Annotated in this window: 12 protein-coding genes; all 12 read right to left on the bottom strand. The window is 57.9% G+C overall.

The window, feature by feature from the left end:
* Positions 1-133: 133 nt before the first annotated feature.
* The gene (gene tuf / locus ACK2SD_RS02755) at positions 134-1,327 is read right to left on the bottom strand and encodes an elongation factor Tu (RefSeq protein WP_003255489.1); all 1,194 of its coding nucleotides are present in this window, start codon (positions 1,325-1,327) and stop codon (positions 134-136) included.
* A gap of 27 nt (positions 1,328-1,354) precedes the next feature.
* Entirely contained in the window at positions 1,355-3,502 is a 2,148-nt protein-coding gene (gene fusA / locus ACK2SD_RS02750; RefSeq protein WP_412461299.1) for an elongation factor G, read from the bottom strand.
* 30 nt (positions 3,503-3,532) lie between these two features.
* Positions 3,533-4,003: a 30S ribosomal protein S7 gene (gene rpsG, locus ACK2SD_RS02745; RefSeq protein WP_003246741.1), complete on the bottom strand. Its 471-nt coding sequence runs from the start codon at positions 4,001-4,003 to the stop codon at positions 3,533-3,535.
* Between the two features lie 106 nt (positions 4,004-4,109).
* On the bottom strand, positions 4,110-4,481 hold the full coding sequence (gene rpsL / locus ACK2SD_RS02740; protein ID WP_003257088.1) for a 30S ribosomal protein S12: 372 nt from the start codon (positions 4,479-4,481) through the stop codon (positions 4,110-4,112).
* Between the two features lie 210 nt (positions 4,482-4,691).
* The gene (rpoC, locus tag ACK2SD_RS02735; protein WP_029614354.1) at positions 4,692-8,891 is read right to left on the bottom strand and encodes a DNA-directed RNA polymerase subunit beta'; all 4,200 of its coding nucleotides are present in this window, start codon (positions 8,889-8,891) and stop codon (positions 4,692-4,694) included.
* 64 nt (positions 8,892-8,955) lie between these two features.
* Positions 8,956-13,029, bottom strand: a complete 4,074-nt coding sequence (rpoB, locus tag ACK2SD_RS02730) for a DNA-directed RNA polymerase subunit beta (protein ID WP_039581072.1) — start codon at positions 13,027-13,029, stop codon at positions 8,956-8,958.
* Positions 13,030-13,249: 220 nt separating this feature from the next.
* Positions 13,250-13,618, bottom strand: coding sequence for a 50S ribosomal protein L7/L12 (rplL, locus tag ACK2SD_RS02725; RefSeq protein WP_029614619.1), 369 nt, complete (start codon positions 13,616-13,618; stop codon positions 13,250-13,252).
* A gap of 80 nt (positions 13,619-13,698) precedes the next feature.
* Positions 13,699-14,199, bottom strand: a complete 501-nt coding sequence (rplJ, locus tag ACK2SD_RS02720) for a 50S ribosomal protein L10 (RefSeq protein WP_029614620.1) — start codon at positions 14,197-14,199, stop codon at positions 13,699-13,701.
* Between the two features lie 203 nt (positions 14,200-14,402).
* Positions 14,403-15,098 carry a 50S ribosomal protein L1 gene (rplA, locus tag ACK2SD_RS02715; protein WP_029614621.1) on the bottom strand — a complete coding sequence of 232 codons (696 nt, stop codon included), beginning with the start codon at positions 15,096-15,098 and terminating at the stop codon, positions 14,403-14,405.
* Positions 15,098-15,529 (bottom strand): 50S ribosomal protein L11, encoded by a 432-nt coding sequence (gene rplK / locus ACK2SD_RS02710; RefSeq protein WP_028633698.1) that lies wholly within the window; start codon positions 15,527-15,529, stop codon positions 15,098-15,100. Before rplK ends, rplA begins: the two co-directional genes overlap by 1 nt.
* Before the next feature lie 119 nt (positions 15,530-15,648).
* Positions 15,649-16,182, bottom strand: coding sequence for a transcription termination/antitermination protein NusG (gene nusG, locus ACK2SD_RS02705; protein WP_029614622.1), 534 nt, complete (start codon positions 16,180-16,182; stop codon positions 15,649-15,651).
* Between the two features lie 9 nt (positions 16,183-16,191).
* Positions 16,192-16,560 carry a preprotein translocase subunit SecE gene (secE, locus tag ACK2SD_RS02700; protein WP_029614623.1) on the bottom strand — a complete coding sequence of 123 codons (369 nt, stop codon included), beginning with the start codon at positions 16,558-16,560 and terminating at the stop codon, positions 16,192-16,194.
* Positions 16,561-16,603: the final 43 nt, after the last annotated feature.

Here is a 16,603-nt window from a genome sequence, read left to right as displayed (position 1 = left end):
AGACTCCAGGCTGTTCCCAACGGACGCACTACGCCCGCTAAAAGGAGGCGTGATTCTATAGACGCCCCCATTTAGTGTCAACCCAATAAAAAAAGCCCCCGCTGAGCGGGGGCTTTTTCAATCGGTCGAGTGATTACTCGATGATTTTTGCTACGACGCCGGCGCCGACGGTACGACCGCCTTCACGGATGGCGAAGCGCAGACCGTCTTCCATTGCGATGGTCTTGATCAGAGTGACAGTCATCTGAATGTTGTCACCTGGCATTACCATTTCAACGCCTTCCGGCAGTTCGCAGTTACCGGTCACGTCAGTGGTACGGAAGTAGAACTGAGGACGGTAGCCTTTGAAGAACGGCGTGTGACGGCCGCCTTCTTCTTTCGACAGAACGTAGACTTCTGCGGTGAACTTGGTGTGCGGCTTGACCGAACCTGGCTTGACCAGAACCTGGCCACGCTCAACGTCGTCACGCTTGGTACCACGCAGCAGAACGCCGCAGTTCTCGCCAGCACGACCTTCGTCCAGCAGCTTGCGGAACATCTCAACGCCGGTGCAGGTGGTGGTGGTGGTGTCACGCAGACCAACGATTTCCAGCGGATCCTGAACGCGGACGATACCACGCTCGATACGACCGGTCACAACGGTACCACGGCCCGAGATCGAGAATACGTCTTCGATCGGCATCAGGAACGGCTGGTCGATGGCACGAACTGGCTCAGGAATGTAGCTGTCCAGAGTCTCTACCAGCTTCTTGACAGCGGTAGTGCCCATTTCGTTGTCGTCTTTGCCTTCCAGCGCCATACGAGCCGAACCGATGATGATCGGGGTGTCGTCGCCTGGGAAGTCGTAGGTGGACAGCAGGTCGCGAACTTCCATCTCGACCAGTTCCAGCAGCTCAGCGTCGTCTACCAGGTCAGCCTTGTTCAGGAAGACCACGATGTACGGAACGCCAACCTGACGGGACAGCAGGATGTGCTCACGGGTTTGTGGCATCGGACCATCAGCGGCCGAGCACACCAGGATCGCGCCGTCCATCTGGGCAGCACCGGTGATCATGTTCTTCACGTAGTCAGCGTGACCTGGGCAGTCAACGTGAGCGTAGTGACGAATGGTCGAGTTGTACTCAACGTGAGCGGTGTTGATGGTGATACCGCGCGCTTTTTCTTCCGGAGCCGAGTCGATCTTGTCGAACTCAACGATTGCCGAACCGAAAACTTCGGAGCAAACGCGAGTCAGAGCTGCGGTCAGAGTGGTCTTACCGTGGTCAACGTGGCCGATGGTGCCGACGTTAACGTGGGGAAGGGAACGATCAAATTTTTCTTTAGCCACGACAGTGAACCTCTTGCCTAAAGGGGATTAGCCTTGTTTTTTAACGAGTGCTTCGACGATGTTCGACGGAGCTTCGGCGTATTTGGAGAATTCCATGGAGTAGCTTGCGCGACCCTGAGACATGGAACGAACATCGGTTGCGTAACCGAACATCTCTCCCAGCGGCACCTCAGCAGTGATTACCTTGCCGGACACCGAGTCTTCATTACCCTGGATCATCCCGCGACGACGGCTCAGGTCACCCATCACGTCACCCAGGTAGTCTTCCGGGGTTACAACCTCGACCTTCATGATCGGCTCGAGAACCACGCCACCGCCCTTCTGGGCCAGTTGCTTGGTGGCCATCGAAGCAGCGATTTTGAACGCCATTTCGTTGGAGTCGACGTCGTGGTACGAACCGTCGAATACCGTGGCCTTCAGGCCGAGCAGAGGATAACCGGCGACAACGCCGTTCTTCATCTGTTCTTCGATACCCTTCTGGATCGGGGCGATGAATTCCTTAGGAATCACACCACCAACGACTTCGTTGCTGAACACCAGACCTTCGGTGATGTTGCCCTTCTCGTCGACGTCCGGCTCCGAGAAACGGATCCAGCAGTGACCGAACTGACCACGACCACCGGACTGACGAACGAACTTACCTTCGATCTCAACGTTGGACTTGGTGATCTTCTCGCGGTACGAAACCTGCGGCTTGCCGACGTTGCACTCGACGTTGAACTCGCGCTTCATGCGGTCAACGAGGATGTCCAGGTGCAGCTCACCCATACCAGAGATGATGGTTTGACCGGTTTCTTCGTCGGTCTTGACGCGGAACGACGGGTCTTCCTGGGCCAGCTTGCCCAGAGCGATACCCATCTTCTCCTGGTCAGCCTTGGTTTTCGGCTCAACGGAGAGCGAAATGACCGGCTCAGGGAAGTCCATACGCTCGAGGATGATCGGCTTGTCGGCGTTGCACAGGGTGTCACCGGTGGTGACGTCCTTCATGCCGATCAGAGCAGCGATGTCGCCAGCGCGTACTTCTTTGATCTCTTCACGCTGGTTGGCGTGCATCTGCACCATACGACCAACGCGCTCTTTCTTGCCCTTGACCGAGTTGATGACGGAGTCACCGGAGGTCAGGAAGCCCGAGTAGACGCGAACGAAGGTCAGAGTACCCACGAACGGGTCGGTGGCAATCTTGAACGCCAGAGCCGAGAACGGCTCGTTGTCGTCAGCAGGACGCTCGTCATACTGTTCTGGCTTGACTTCGTCCTTCGGCACGTCGATCAGATCGGGATGGATACCCTTGATCGCCGGGATTTCGGTCGGAGCAGGCAGGAAGTCGATGACAGCGTCGAGAACCAGAGGAACACCCTTGTTCTTGAACGAAGAACCGCAGACAGCCGGAACGATCTCGCTGGCCAGGGTGCGCGCACGCAGGCCTGCCTTGATCTCTTCGGCGGTCAGCTCACCTTCTTCAAGGTACTTGTTCATCAGCTCTTCGTTGGCTTCAGCGGCGGCTTCAACCATGTTGCTGCGCCACTCTTCAGCCAACTCCAGCATATCGGCAGGAATTTCTTCCTCACGATAGGAGGTGCCTTTGTCGTCATCGTTCCAGTAGATGGCCTTCATCTTGATCAGGTCAACCTGACCCTGGAAGTCATCTTCTGCACCGATAGCCAGCTGAACCGGAACCGGGGTATGACCCAGACGGTTCTTGATCTGACCGACAACGCGCAGGAAGTTGGCACCCGCGCGGTCCATCTTGTTCACGTAGACAACACGTGGAACACCGTACTTGTTGGCCTGGCGCCATACGGTTTCGGACTGCGGCTCAACGCCGGAAGTACCGCAGAATACGACGACCGCGCCGTCGAGTACGCGCAGCGAACGTTCAACTTCAATGGTGAAGTCAACGTGGCCGGGGGTATCGATGACGTTTACGCGGTAGTTGTCGTACTGACCACGGGAACCTTTCCAGAAGGTGGTAACGGCAGCGGAGGTAATGGTGATGCCCCGCTCCTGCTCCTGCACCATCCAGTCGGTGGTCGCGGCGCCGTCGTGCACCTCGCCCATTTTGTGGCTCAGACCTGTGTAGAACAGGATCCGCTCGGTAGTGGTAGTCTTACCCGCATCAACGTGCGCGCAGATACCGATGTTACGGTAGCGGTTAATTGCTGTAGTACGAGCCATAAAGCCCTCGCAAAATGATTGATGCTTGAATTAGAAGCGGTAGTGCGAGAACGCTTTGTTGGCCTCGGCCATACGGTGCACGTCTTCACGCTTCTTGACTGCAGCACCCTTGCCTTCAGCAGCATCCAGCAGCTCGCCAGCCAGGCGCAGAGCCATCGACTTCTCGCCGCGCTTGCGGGCGTAGTCTACGAGCCAGCGCATTGCCAGAGCGTTACGACGGGATGGACGAACTTCAACCGGAACCTGGTAAGTGGCACCGCCGACACGGCGGGACTTGACTTCGACCAGCGGAGCGATGGCGTCGAGAGCTTTCTCGAAGATTTCCAGGGGGTCGCTGTTCTTGCGTGCTTTGACGGTATCCAGAGCACCGTAAACGATGCGCTCGGCTACGGCCTTCTTGCCGCTTTCCATCACGTGGTTCATGAACTTGGCGAGGATCTGCGATCCGTACTTCGGATCGTCCAGGATCTCACGTTTTGCTGCTACACGACGTCTTGGCATGATAAGCCCTCAAACGGTCTTCAGGTTAGCCCGGGACTTGGGTCTTCGACCCCTGCCCGACCTTACTCTTATCGACTCAAATAAATGGATGTCTGCAAACGGCCGATTACTTCGGACGCTTGGTACCGTACTTCGAACGACCCTGGTTACGGCCTTTGACGCCCGAAGTATCCAGAGAGCCGCGAACGGTGTGGTAACGAACACCTGGCAAGTCTTTTACACGGCCGCCACGGATCAGGACGACGCTGTGCTCTTGCAGGTTGTGGCCTTCACCACCGATGTACGAGGAAACCTCGAAACCGTTGGTCAGACGCACACGGCATACTTTACGCAGTGCCGAGTTAGGTTTTTTCGGCGTGGTGGTGTACACACGGGTGCACACGCCACGACGCTGCGGGCAGTTCTGCAGCGCAGGTACGTCGGATTTCTCGACGGTACGCTTGCGCGGCTGACGTACCAGCTGGTTGATAGTTGCCATCTACTAGCTCCACTGAATGTCTTGCGACGCTATTGTCTTGCAAGAAAGCCAAAAATTGGCGAGACGGAGCCTCACCAAATTTAAGGGTACAAAAGTCTAAAGAGGATCTTGCACCCAGTCAAGACAAGGCCCCGACCCTTCCTGCCCGGTCATCGGCAACAATTCATGTCGTCGATACGGGGAGGAAGGGGCCGGGGCCCCACCTCTACCTTAGTTACCGCTGGAATTCAGCGCTTCGGTCAGTGCGGCTTCCACCTCACTGGCGCTCACACGCAGCGGTTTGTCGGCATCACGGCGACGCTTGCGCTCGCTGTGGTAAGCCAGACCGGTACCCGCCGGGATCAGACGACCCACGACCACGTTCTCTTTCAGACCGCGCAGATAGTCCCGCTTGCCGGTTACCGCCGCCTCGGTCAGTACACGGGTGGTTTCCTGGAAGGAAGCCGCCGAGATGAACGATTCGGTGGACAGCGAGGCCTTGGTGATACCCAGCAGCACACGCGAGAACTTCGAGATGAACTTGTCTTCACTGGCCAGGCGCTCGTTCTCCACCAGCACCTGAGTCAGTTCCATCTGGTCACCCTTGATGAAGCTGGAGTCGCCCGACTCGCTGATCTCGACCTTGCGCAGCATCTGACGCAGGATGGTCTCGATGTGCTTGTCGTTGATCTTCACGCCCTGCAGACGGTACACGTCCTGGATCTCGTTGACGATGTACTTCGCCAGCGCGCTCACACCCAGCAGACGCAGAATGTCATGCGGATCGCTCGGACCGTCCGAGATCACCTCACCGCGGTTGACCTGTTCGCCTTCGAAGACGTTCAGGTGGCGCCACTTCGGAATCAGCTCTTCGTACGGATCGCTGCCGTCGGTCGGGGTAATGACCAGACGGCGCTTGCCCTTGGTCTCTTTACCGAACGCGATGGTACCGCTGACTTCCGCCAGGATCGACGCTTCCTTCGGACGACGCGCTTCGAACAAGTCGGCAACGCGCGGCAGACCACCGGTGATGTCGCGGGTCTTGGACGTTTCTTGCGGAATACGCGCGATAACGTCACCGACACCGATCTGAGCACCGTCAGCCACACCGACGAGGGCGTTGGCTGGCAGGAAGTACTGAGCCGGTACGTCGGTACCTGGCAGGTACAGATCCTTGCCATTGGCATCGACCATCTTGATCGCTGGACGGATTTCCTTGCCAGCAGCCGGGCGATCCTTCACGTCCATCACTTCAATGTTGGTCAGACCGGTCAGTTCGTCGGTCTGGCGCTTGATGGTGATGTTCTCTTCCATGCCCACGAAGGTCACGGTACCTTTCAGTTCGGTGACGATCGGGTGGGTGTGCGGGTCCCACTTGGCGACGATGGCGCCAGCTTCGACCTTGTCGCCTTCCTTCACCGAAATCACGGCACCGTACGGCAGTTTGTAGCGCTCACGCTCACGACCGAACTCGTCGGCAATGGCCAGTTCACCGGAACGCGATACCGCGACCAGATTGCCATCGGCACGCTCGACCTGCTTCAGGTTGTGCAGACGCACCATGCCGCCATTCTTCACCTGAACGCTGTCGGCAGCCGAAGTACGGCTTGCAGCACCACCGATGTGGAAGGTACGCATGGTCAGCTGGGTACCCGGCTCACCGATCGACTGCGCGGCGATGACGCCGACAGCTTCACCGATGTTCACCTGGTGACCACGGGCCAGATCGCGACCGTAGCACTTGGCGCAGATGCCGAAGCGGGTTTCGCAGCTGATCGGCGAACGCACGATCACTTCGTCGATGCTGTTCAGCTCGATGAATTCGACCCACTTCTCGTCGACCAGGGTGCCGGCTGGAACGATGACGTCTTCGGTACCCGGCTTGAACACGTCACGGGCAATGACACGACCCAATACGCGCTCGCCCAACGGCTCTACGACGTCGCCGCCTTCGATGTGCGGAGTCATCAGCAGACCGTGGTCGGTACCGCAGTCGATCTCGGTCACCACCAGATCTTGGGCGACGTCCACCAGACGACGCGTCAGATAACCGGAGTTCGCAGTCTTCAGTGCGGTATCCGCCAGACCCTTACGAGCACCGTGGGTCGAGATGAAGTACTGCAGTACGCTCAGACCTTCACGGAAGTTCGCAGTGATTGGCGTCTCGATGATCGAGCCATCCGGCTTGGCCATCAGACCACGCATACCGGCCAACTGACGGATCTGTGCAGCGGAACCCCGCGCACCGGAGTCAGCCATCATGTACATCGAGTTGAAGGATTCCTGATCGACTTCGTTACCTTCGCGGTCGATGACTTTCTCTTTCGAGAGGTTGGCCATCATCGCCTTGGACACTTCGTCGTTCGCCTTCGACCACAAGTCGATGACCTTGTTGTACTTCTCGCCCTGAGTGACCAGGCCGGAGGCGTACTGACTCTCGATTTCTTTAACTTCATCAGTGGCCGAGCCAATGATGCGGGCTTTTTCGTCAGGGATAACGAAGTCGTTAACACCGATCGAAACGCCGGAAATGGTCGAGTAGGCAAAGCCGGTGTACATCAACTGGTCGGCAAAGATGACGGTTTCCTTCAAACCAACCACGCGGTAGCACTGGTTGATCAGCTTGGAAATGGCCTTTTTCTTCATCGGCTGGTTGACCACGTCGTACGGCAGACCTGCCGGAACGACTTGGAACAACAGGGCACGGCCGACAGTGGTATCGACGATGCGAGTGTTCTTGACCACAGAACCGTCACGCTCTTTCACGGTTTCGTTGATACGAACCTTGATTTTCGCGTGCAGAGCTGCTTCGCCGGCGCGGAATACGCGGTCGACTTCCTGCAGGTCAGCGAATACACGACCTTCACCCTTGGCATTGATGGCCTCACGGGTCATGTAGTACAGACCCAGTACAACGTCCTGCGACGGAACGATGATTGGCTCACCGTTGGCTGGCGACAGAATGTTGTTGGTCGACATCATCAGCGCACGCGCTTCGAGCTGGGCTTCCAGCGTCAGCGGCACGTGAACGGCCATCTGGTCACCGTCGAAGTCGGCGTTGTACGCAGCACAAACCAGCGGGTGCAGCTGGATAGCCTTGCCTTCGATCAGAACCGGCTCGAACGCCTGGATACCCAGACGGTGCAGGGTCGGTGCACGGTTGAGCAGTACGGGATGTTCGCGGATAACCTCGGCGAGCACGTCCCACACCTCAGGCAGCTCGCGCTCGACCATCTTCTTGGCAGCCTTGATGGTGGTCGCCAGACCACGCATTTCCAGCTTGCCGAAAATGAACGGCTTGAACAGCTCGAGGGCCATCTTCTTCGGCAGACCGCACTGGTGCAGACGCAGGGTCGGGCCTACGGTAATAACCGAACGGCCGGAGTAGTCCACACGCTTGCCGAGCAAGTTCTGACGGAAGCGACCCTGCTTACCTTTGATCATGTCGGCCAGGGACTTCAGCGGACGCTTGTTCGAGCCAGTGATGGCGCGACCGCGACGGCCGTTGTCCAGCAGGGCGTCGACCGCCTCCTGCAGCATGCGCTTTTCGTTGCGCACGATGATGTCCGGCGCCGACAGATCGAGCAGGCGCTTCAGACGGTTGTTACGGTTGATCACCCGACGATACAGGTCGTTCAGGTCGGAGGTCGCGAAGCGGCCACCATCCAGCGGCACCAGCGGACGCAGGTCCGGCGGCAGTACTGGCAGGACGGTCAGAACCATCCACTCAGGCAGGTTGCCCGAGCCCTGGAATGCTTCCATCAGCTTCAGGCGCTTGGACAGCTTCTTGATCTTGGTTTCGGAGTTGGTCTGCGGAATTTCTTCACGCAGGCGGCCAATCTCGTGCTCCAGGTCGATCGCGTGCAGCAGCTCGCGGACAGCCTCGGCACCCATGCGGGCGTCGAAGTCGTCACCGAACTCTTCCAGCGCTTCGAAGTACTGCTCGTCGTTCAGCAACTGACCCTTTTCGAGGGTGGTCATGCCCGGATCGATGACGACGTAGCTCTCGAAGTAGAGCACGCGCTCGATGTCACGCAGGGTCATGTCCATCAGCAGGCCGATACGGGACGGCAGCGACTTCAGGAACCAGATGTGGGCGACCGGCGAGGCCAGTTCGATGTGCGCCATGCGCTCACGACGAACTTTGGCCAGGGCAACTTCAACGCCGCACTTCTCGCAGATCACGCCGCGGTGCTTGAGGCGCTTGTACTTGCCGCACAGGCACTCGTAGTCCTTGACTGGGCCAAAGATCTTGGCGCAGAACAGACCGTCACGCTCAGGCTTGAACGTACGGTAGTTGATGGTCTCCGGTTTCTTGACTTCACCGAACGACCACGAACGGATCATTTCAGGCGACGCCAGACCGATGCGGATGGCGTCGAACTCTTCGACTTGACCCTGGTTTTTCAGCAGATTCAGTAGGTCTTTCAAGGCCTTTCCTCCTGGCGGAGCAGGAAGCGGGCTGTGCCAGCCCCACTCCCCTTCGCGTCACGTGTTATTCGGTTTCCAGATCGATATCGATACCGAGCGAACGGATCTCTTTGATCAACACGTTGAAGGACTCGGGCATGCCCGGCTCCATACGGTGATCGCCATCCACGATGTTCTTGTACATCTTGGTACGGCCGTTCACGTCGTCCGACTTCACTGTGAGCATTTCTTGCAGGGTGTATGCCGCGCCGTATGCTTCCAGCGCCCACACTTCCATCTCCCCGAAACGCTGACCACCGAACTGCGCCTTACCACCCAGCGGCTGCTGGGTAACCAGGCTGTAAGAACCAGTGGAACGCGCGTGCATCTTGTCGTCCACCAAGTGGTTCAGCTTGAGCATGTACATGTAACCAACGGTCACTGGACGCTCGAACTTGTTGCCGGTACGACCATCGAACAGCACCATCTGGCCGCTCTCTGGCAGATCGGCCAGCTTCAGCATGGCCTTGATCTCGCGCTCCTTGGCACCGTCGAAGACTGGAGTGGCCATTGGCACGCCTTTCTTCAGGTTGTTGGCCAGGGCGAAGATCTCTTGATCGGAGAACTCGTCGAGGTTTTCCTGACGACCACCGATCTCGTTGTAGATCTCGGTCAGGAAGCTACGCAGTTCGGCAGCCTTGCGTTGCTCTTCGATCATGCGGTCGATCTTCTCGCCTAGCCCTTTGGCCGCGAGGCCCAGGTGGGTTTCGAGAATCTGACCGACGTTCATACGCGAAGGTACGCCCAGCGGGTTCAGTACGACATCGACCGGTGTACCGTTGGCGTCATGCGGCATGTCTTCGACCGGCATGATCACCGAGACGACACCCTTGTTACCGTGACGACCGGCCATCTTGTCACCCGGTTGGATGCGACGGCGGATAGCCAGGTAGACCTTGACGATCTTCAGTACGCCTGGAGCCAGGTCATCGCCCTGCTGCAGCTTGCGCTTCTTGTCTTCGAACTTGTCGTCGAGCAGACGACGGCGATCGACGATGTACTGCTGAGCCTTTTCCAACTGCTCGTTCAGTGCATCTTCGGCCATGCGCAGCTTGAACCACTGACCGTGCTCCAGACCGCCCAGCACTTCGTCGGAGATCACGGTGCCTTTCTTCAGGCCCGCGCCGCCGTCGACCACTTGGCCGTTCAGCGCAGAGCGCAGACGCTCAAAGGTCGCGCCCTCAACGATACGGAACTCTTCGTTGAGGTCCTTGCGGATCTCGTCCAGCTGCATCTTCTCGATGGCCAGGGCTCGGCTGTCGCGCTCGACGCCATCACGGGTGAAGACCTGAACGTCGATAACGGTGCCCTTGGTGCCAGTTGGCACACGCAGGGAGGTATCTTTGACGTCGCTGGCTTTCTCACCGAAGATCGCCCGCAGCAGTTTCTCTTCTGGCGTCAATTGGGTCTCGCCTTTCGGAGTGACCTTGCCGACCAGAATGTCGCCAGCCCCGACCTCGGCACCTACGTAGACGATACCGGCTTCGTCCAGCTTGTTCAGCGCAGCTTCACCCACGTTCGGGATGTCCGCAGTGATTTCCTCTGGGCCAAGCTTGGTGTCACGCGCCACACAGGTCAGTTCCTGAATGTGGATCGTGGTGAAACGGTCTTCCTGAACCACACGCTCGGAGAGGCAGATGGAGTCTTCGAAGTTGAAGCCGTTCCACGCCATGAATGCGATGCGCATGTTCTGGCCCAAAGCCAGCTCACCCATATCGGTGGACGGACCATCGGCCATGATGTCACCGCGCGCGACCACGTCACCTTTGCTGACCAGCGGACGCTGGTTGATGCAGGTGTTCTGGTTCGAGCGGGTGTACTTGGTCAGGTTGTAGATATCCACACCGGCTTCGCCGGTCTCGACTTCATCATCCGCGACGCGAACCACGATCCGGCTGGCATCGACCGAGTCGATTACACCGCCACGACGAGCGACTACACAAACACCGGAGTCACGGGCAACGTTGCGCTCCATGCCGGTACCTACCAGCGGCTTGTCGGCACGCAGGGTGGGTACAGCCTGGCGCTGCATGTTCGAGCCCATCAATGCACGGTTGGCGTCGTCGTGCTCGAGGAACGGAATCAGCGAGGCTGCAACGGAAACGACCTGCTTCGGCGAAACGTCCATCAGGGTGACGTCTTCCGGCGCCTTGACGGTGAACTCGTTCAGGTGACGAACAGCAACCAGCTCATCGATGAGCTGCTTCTTGTCGTTCATCGCAGCCGAAGCCTGGGCGATCACATGATCGGCCTCTTCGATTGCCGACAGGAACACGATGTCGTCGCTGACCACACCTTCTTTCACCACGCGGTACGGGCTTTCCAGGAAGCCGTACTGGTTGGTGCGGGCATAGGCCGCCAGGGAGTTGATCAGACCGATGTTCGGACCTTCCGGCGTTTCGATCGGGCACACGCGGCCATAATGGGTCGGGTGTACGTCACGCACTTCGAAGCCAGCACGCTCACGGGTCAGACCACCTGGGCCGAGCGCGGAAACGCGGCGCTTGTGAGTGATCTCGGAGAGCGGGTTGTTCTGGTCCATGAACTGGGAAAGCTGGCTGGAACCGAAGAACTCCTTCACCGCCGCCGCAACCGGCTTGGCGTTGATCAGGTCCTGCGGCATCAAGCCTTCGCTTTCAGCCATCGACAGACGCTCCTTGACTGCACGCTCTACGCGCACCAGGCCAACACGGAACTGGTTCTCGGCCATCTCGCCAACGCAACGTACGCGACGGTTACCCAGGTGGTCGATGTCGTCGACGATGCCCTTGCCGTTACGGATGTCGACCAGCGTCTTCAGCACGTCAACGATGTCTTCCTTGCTCAGCACGCCCGAACCTTCGATCTCGGTCCGGCCGATACGACGGTTGAACTTCATGCGGCCTACGGCCGACAGATCGTAACGCTCAGCGCTGAAGAACAGGTTGTTGAACAGGGTTTCGGCAGCGTCCTTGGTCGGCGGCTCGCCTGGACGCATCATGCGATAGATTTCGACCAGTGCTTCCAGCTGGTTGCTGGTAGTGTCGATCTTCAGCGTATCGGCAATGAACGGACCGCAGTCAATGTCGTTGGTGTACAGCGTCTCGATGCGCACGACCTGAGCTTTGGCGATCTTGACCAGCAGATCGGTAGTCAGCTCAGTATTGCACTCAGCCAGGATCTCACCCGTTGCCGGATGCACGATGGCCTTGGCAGTGGTGCGACCAATGACATATTCCAGGGGGACTTCCAGCTGTTTGACGCCGGACTTCTCGATCTGGTTGATGTGACGCGCGGTGATCCGGCGCCCCTGCTCGACGATGACCTTGCCGGTTTCGTCGGTGATATCCATCACCGCGACTTCACCACGCAAACGCTGGGCAACCAGCTCCAGGCTCAACTTCTCGCCGGAAACGTGGAATACGTTGGTGGTGTAGAAGGTGTCCAGGATCTCTTCGGTGCTGTAGCCCAGCGCGCGCAGCAGGACGGACGCCGGCAGCTTGCGACGACGGTCGATACGCACGAACACGCAGTCCTTCGGATCGAACTCGAAGTCCAACCACGAGCCGCGGTAAGGAATGATGCGAGCGGAGTACAGCAGCTTGCCGGAGCTGTGAGTCTTGCCACGGTCGTGGTCGAAGAACACACCTGGCGAACGGTGCAACTGGGAAACGATCACACGCTCGGTACCGTTGATAACGAAGGTACCGTTCTCAGTCATCAGGGGGATTTCACCCATGTAGACTTCTTGCTCTTTGATGTCCTTGATCGCTTTGTTCGACGACTCTTTGTCGAAGATGATCAGGCGCACCTTGACCCGCAGTGGGACCGCGAAGGTCACGCCACGCAGGACACATTCCTTCACATCGAAGGCAGGCTCGCCCAGGCGATAGCCTACGTACTCCAGGGCAGCATTGCCGGAGTAGCTGATGATCGGGAATACCGATTTGAAGGCCGCATGCAGACCGACGTCGCGGAACTGATCCTTGGATGCTCCCGCCTGCAGGAATTCGCGATACGAATCCAGCTGGATGGCCAGGAGGTACGGCACATCCATGACGTCCGGCAACTTGCTAAAGTCCTTGCGGATACGTTTTTTCTCAGTGTATGAGTAAGCCATCAGCGTTCCCCAGCTTGGTCACCTGCTTGTTTGGCTTCTCCCGGCGGGAGCAGCCAGAAAATCGTGCAAACCCCTTGGTTTGCGCCACCCACATGGGTGTCTTGCAGCTCGTTATCGGGGCCGACAGGATCGGCCACCAATAACGGAAAAAGGCCGGTGGCACAGGCCACCAGCCATCAGCCCTACGCTTGACGCTCAGGCTGCAGTCGCAAAGTCGAAATTACTTCAGCTCGACTTTAGCGCCAGCTTCTTCCAGCTTCTTCTTAGCGTCTTCAGCGGCTTCTTTCGAAACGCCTTCAGCTACGACCTGAGGAGCGCCATCGACTTTCTCTTTGGCTTCTTTCAGGCCCAGACCGGTCAGTTCGCGAACGGCTTTAATGACGTTCACTTTCTTGTCGCCAGCTTCGAGCAGGACAACGTTGAACTCGGTCTGCTCTTCGGCAGCAGGAGCGGCAGCAGCTGGGCCAGCGGCAACAGCGGCAGCAGCGGTAACGCCGAAGGTTTCTTCCATCGCTTTGATCAGTTCAACAATTTCCAGAACGGTTTTCTGGCCGATCGCTTCGATGATTTGCTCGTTAGTCAGAGACATGACTATGAATTCCTGTATTGGGGTGACAGCCTACGCGGCCATCAAATTAAACGTTTGATTTCGAGAGAAACTACGCTGCCTCAGGCAGCCGCTGCTTCTTTCTGGTCGCGCAGAGCAGCCAGGGTACGTGCCAGCTTGCTGGTTGCACCTTGGATCACGCTCATCAGCTGTGCGATAGCCTCGTCGCGAGTTGGCAGAGTTGCCAGCACGTCGATCTGGTTAGCGGCAAGGAACTTGCCGTCGAACGCAGCTGCCTTGATCTCGAACTTGTCCTGACCCTTGGCGAATTCCTTGAACAGACGGGCAGCGGCGCCCGGGTGCTCATTGGAGAACGCGATCAGGGTCGGGCCGGTGAATGCGTCGTTGAGAACACTGAATTCAGTGTCAGCAACAGCACGCTTGAGCAGGGTGTTACGTACGACACGTACATAAACACCAGCTTCACGAGCCTCTTTACGGAGTCCGGTCATTGCGCCTACAGTCACACCACGGGCATCAGCCACGACAGCGGACAGAGCGACTTTGGCAGCCTCGTTGACTTCAGCGACGATGGCCTTCTTGTCTTCGAGTTTAATTGCCACGGGTTTACTCCTGGTTTCTACCGTTTCATCTGGCCGAGGCCGGATGTCGTTTTGGTGTCTGATTCGCGAGCGAATCGGGAGCACCATCTGCGTAGGCTTGGGTTTTAAGACTTGCGTCGCCTACGGTCTTGGATAGCCCCCGCCAGGCAGGGACCCCAATCTTGTTGCCGTCGGCGCGCTCTAGAGAGCGCACCGACGCTGTATTACACGTCCAGCGAGCTCTGATCGATGACCAGACCCGGGCCCATAGTGGTGCTCAGGGTAACGCGCTTGACATAGATACCTTTCGAAGAAGCCGGCTTGATGCGCTTCAGGTCAGCGATCAGGGCCTCAACGTTTTCCTTCAGCTTGCCAGCTTCGAAGCCGACCTTGCCAACGGAGGTGTGGATGATACCGTTCTTGTCGGTACGGTAGCGAACCTGACCAGCCTTGGCGTTTTTCACGGCAGTGGCTACGTCTGGGGTAACAGTACCGACTTTCGGGTTAGGCATCAGGCCGCGAGGGCCGAGAACCTGACCCAACTGACCAACGACACGCATGGCATCAGGGGATGCGATCACCACGTCGTAGTTCAGATCGCCACCTTTCATTTCAGCAGCCAAGTCGTCCATACCAACGCGATCTGCACCGGCGGCCAGAGCGGCTTCAGCAGCAGGACCTTGGGTGAAGACGGCAACACGTACGGTCTTGCCAGTGCCGTGTGGCAGCACGGTAGCGCTACGAACGACCTGGTCGGATTTACGTGGGTCAACACCCAGGTTTACGGCGATGTCGTAGGACTCTACGAACTTGGCAGCAGGCAGCGAGGCCAGCAGCGTTGCAGCTTCTTCGAAGTTGTAGGCTTTGCCAGCTTCGATTTTTTCGGCGATAGCCTTTTGGCGCTTGGTCAGCTTAGCCATTACACACCCTCCACGTTCAGGCCCATGCTGCGGGCAGAGCCAGCGATGGTGCGTACAGCTGCGTCCAGGTCAGCGGAAGTCAGATCGGCCTGCTTGGTCTTGGCGATCTCTTCCAACTGAGCACGGGTGACAGTACCGACTTTAACGGTGTTCGGACGAGCCGAACCGCTGGTCAGGCCGGCTGCTTTCTTCAGCAGAACCGAGGCAGGCGTGCTCTTGGTCTCGAAGGTGAAGCTACGGTCACTGTAGACGGTGATGATCACTGGAGTCGGCAGACCAGCTTCTTGACCCTGAGTACGGGCGTTGAAGGCCTTGCAGAACTCCATGATGTTCACACCGTGTTGACCCAGTGCTGGACCAACGGGTGGGCTTGGGTTGGCCTGGCCGGCCTTTACTTGCAGCTTGATGTAAGCCTGAATCTTCTTAGCCATGAGCTACTCCAAAATCGGGTTCGAACGCCTGGTGGCTCCCCGGATAACTTGCGTTTTATCCCAGTGACGACAAAACCCCGCAGCACGTAGAGCTGCGGGGTAAGGGATGCGCCGTCCAGTTAGACCTTTTCGACCTGACTGAACTCGAGCTCCACCGGAGTGGAGCGACCGAAAATGAGCACCGCAACCTGCAGACGACTCTTTTCGTAATTAACTTCTTCGACGTTGCCATTGAAGTCGGCAAACGGACCATCAATGACACGAACCACTTCACCGGGCTCGAACAACGTCTTCGGCTTAGGCTTGTCGCTACCATCGGCAACGCGACGCAGAATAGCTTCGGCCTCTTTATCGGTGATCGGCGCAGGCTTGTCTGCGGTACCACCAATGAAACCCATGACGCGAGGGGTATCCTTGACCAAGTGCCAAGTCCCTTCGTTCATTTCCATCTGCACCAGGACATAACCTGGGAAGAATTTACGCTCACTCTTGCGCTTCTGGCCGTTGCGCATTTCGACGACTTCTTCGGTCGGGACGAGAATCTCGCCAAACCCGTCTTCCATGCCTGCCAGCTTTACGCGCTCGGTGAGGGAGCGCATGACATGCTTCTCGTAACCCGAGTAAGCATGCACAACATACCAACGCTTAGCCACGAGACACCCTTAGCCAACAATCAAGGAAACCAACCAACCGAGCAGGGAATCAAGACCCCACAACAGCAGTGCCATAACGAGCACGACAGCGACAACGATCAACGTGGTCTGCGTAGTCTCTTGGCGGGTCGGCCACACGACTTTACGAATCTCGGCACGTGCTTCCTTCGCAAGCGTAAAGAACGATTTGCCCTTCGCGGTCTGCAGAGCAACGAAACCTGCAGCAGCAGCCAGGGCAAGGAGCGCCAGAACGCGGTACAGGATAGGAGCAGCGGAGTAATACTGGTTACCCACAACGCCTACGACAACCAATGCAACTACAGCCAGCCACTTGATCAGATCGAAACGCGATTCTTGGGCTTCAGTTTTGGGAGTCATCGGGGAGGATCCTGTAAGAAGAAAGCCAATCACGCCGAGGTGA

It is taken from the genome of Pseudomonas sp. SC11 (assembly GCF_047039205.1).
GTDB lineage: Bacteria > Pseudomonadota > Gammaproteobacteria > Pseudomonadales > Pseudomonadaceae > Aquipseudomonas > Aquipseudomonas boreofloridensis.
The sequence above is the reverse complement of the archived record's forward strand: the minus strand, read 5'-3'. Positions and strand labels throughout refer to the sequence as shown.

Excerpts from the sequence above, each read along its gene's own strand:
- rplA (WP_029614621.1), bottom strand. The coding sequence starts at position 15,098 with ATGGCTAAGCTGACCAAGCGCCAAAAGGCTATCGCCGAAAAAATCGAA.
- secE (WP_029614623.1), bottom strand. The coding sequence starts at position 16,560 with ATGACTCCCAAAACTGAAGCCCAAGAATCGCGTTTCGATCTGATCAAG.
- rplL (WP_029614619.1), bottom strand. The coding sequence starts at position 13,618 with ATGTCTCTGACTAACGAGCAAATCATCGAAGCGATCGGCCAGAAAACC.
- fusA (WP_412461299.1), bottom strand. The coding sequence starts at position 3,502 with ATGGCTCGTACTACAGCAATTAACCGCTACCGTAACATCGGTATCTGC.
- rpsL (WP_003257088.1), bottom strand. The coding sequence starts at position 4,481 with ATGGCAACTATCAACCAGCTGGTACGTCAGCCGCGCAAGCGTACCGTC.
- rpoB (WP_039581072.1), bottom strand. The coding sequence starts at position 13,029 with ATGGCTTACTCATACACTGAGAAAAAACGTATCCGCAAGGACTTTAGC.
- rpsG (WP_003246741.1), bottom strand. The coding sequence starts at position 4,003 with ATGCCAAGACGTCGTGTAGCAGCAAAACGTGAGATCCTGGACGATCCG.
- rplK (WP_028633698.1), bottom strand. The coding sequence starts at position 15,529 with ATGGCTAAGAAGATTCAGGCTTACATCAAGCTGCAAGTAAAGGCCGGC.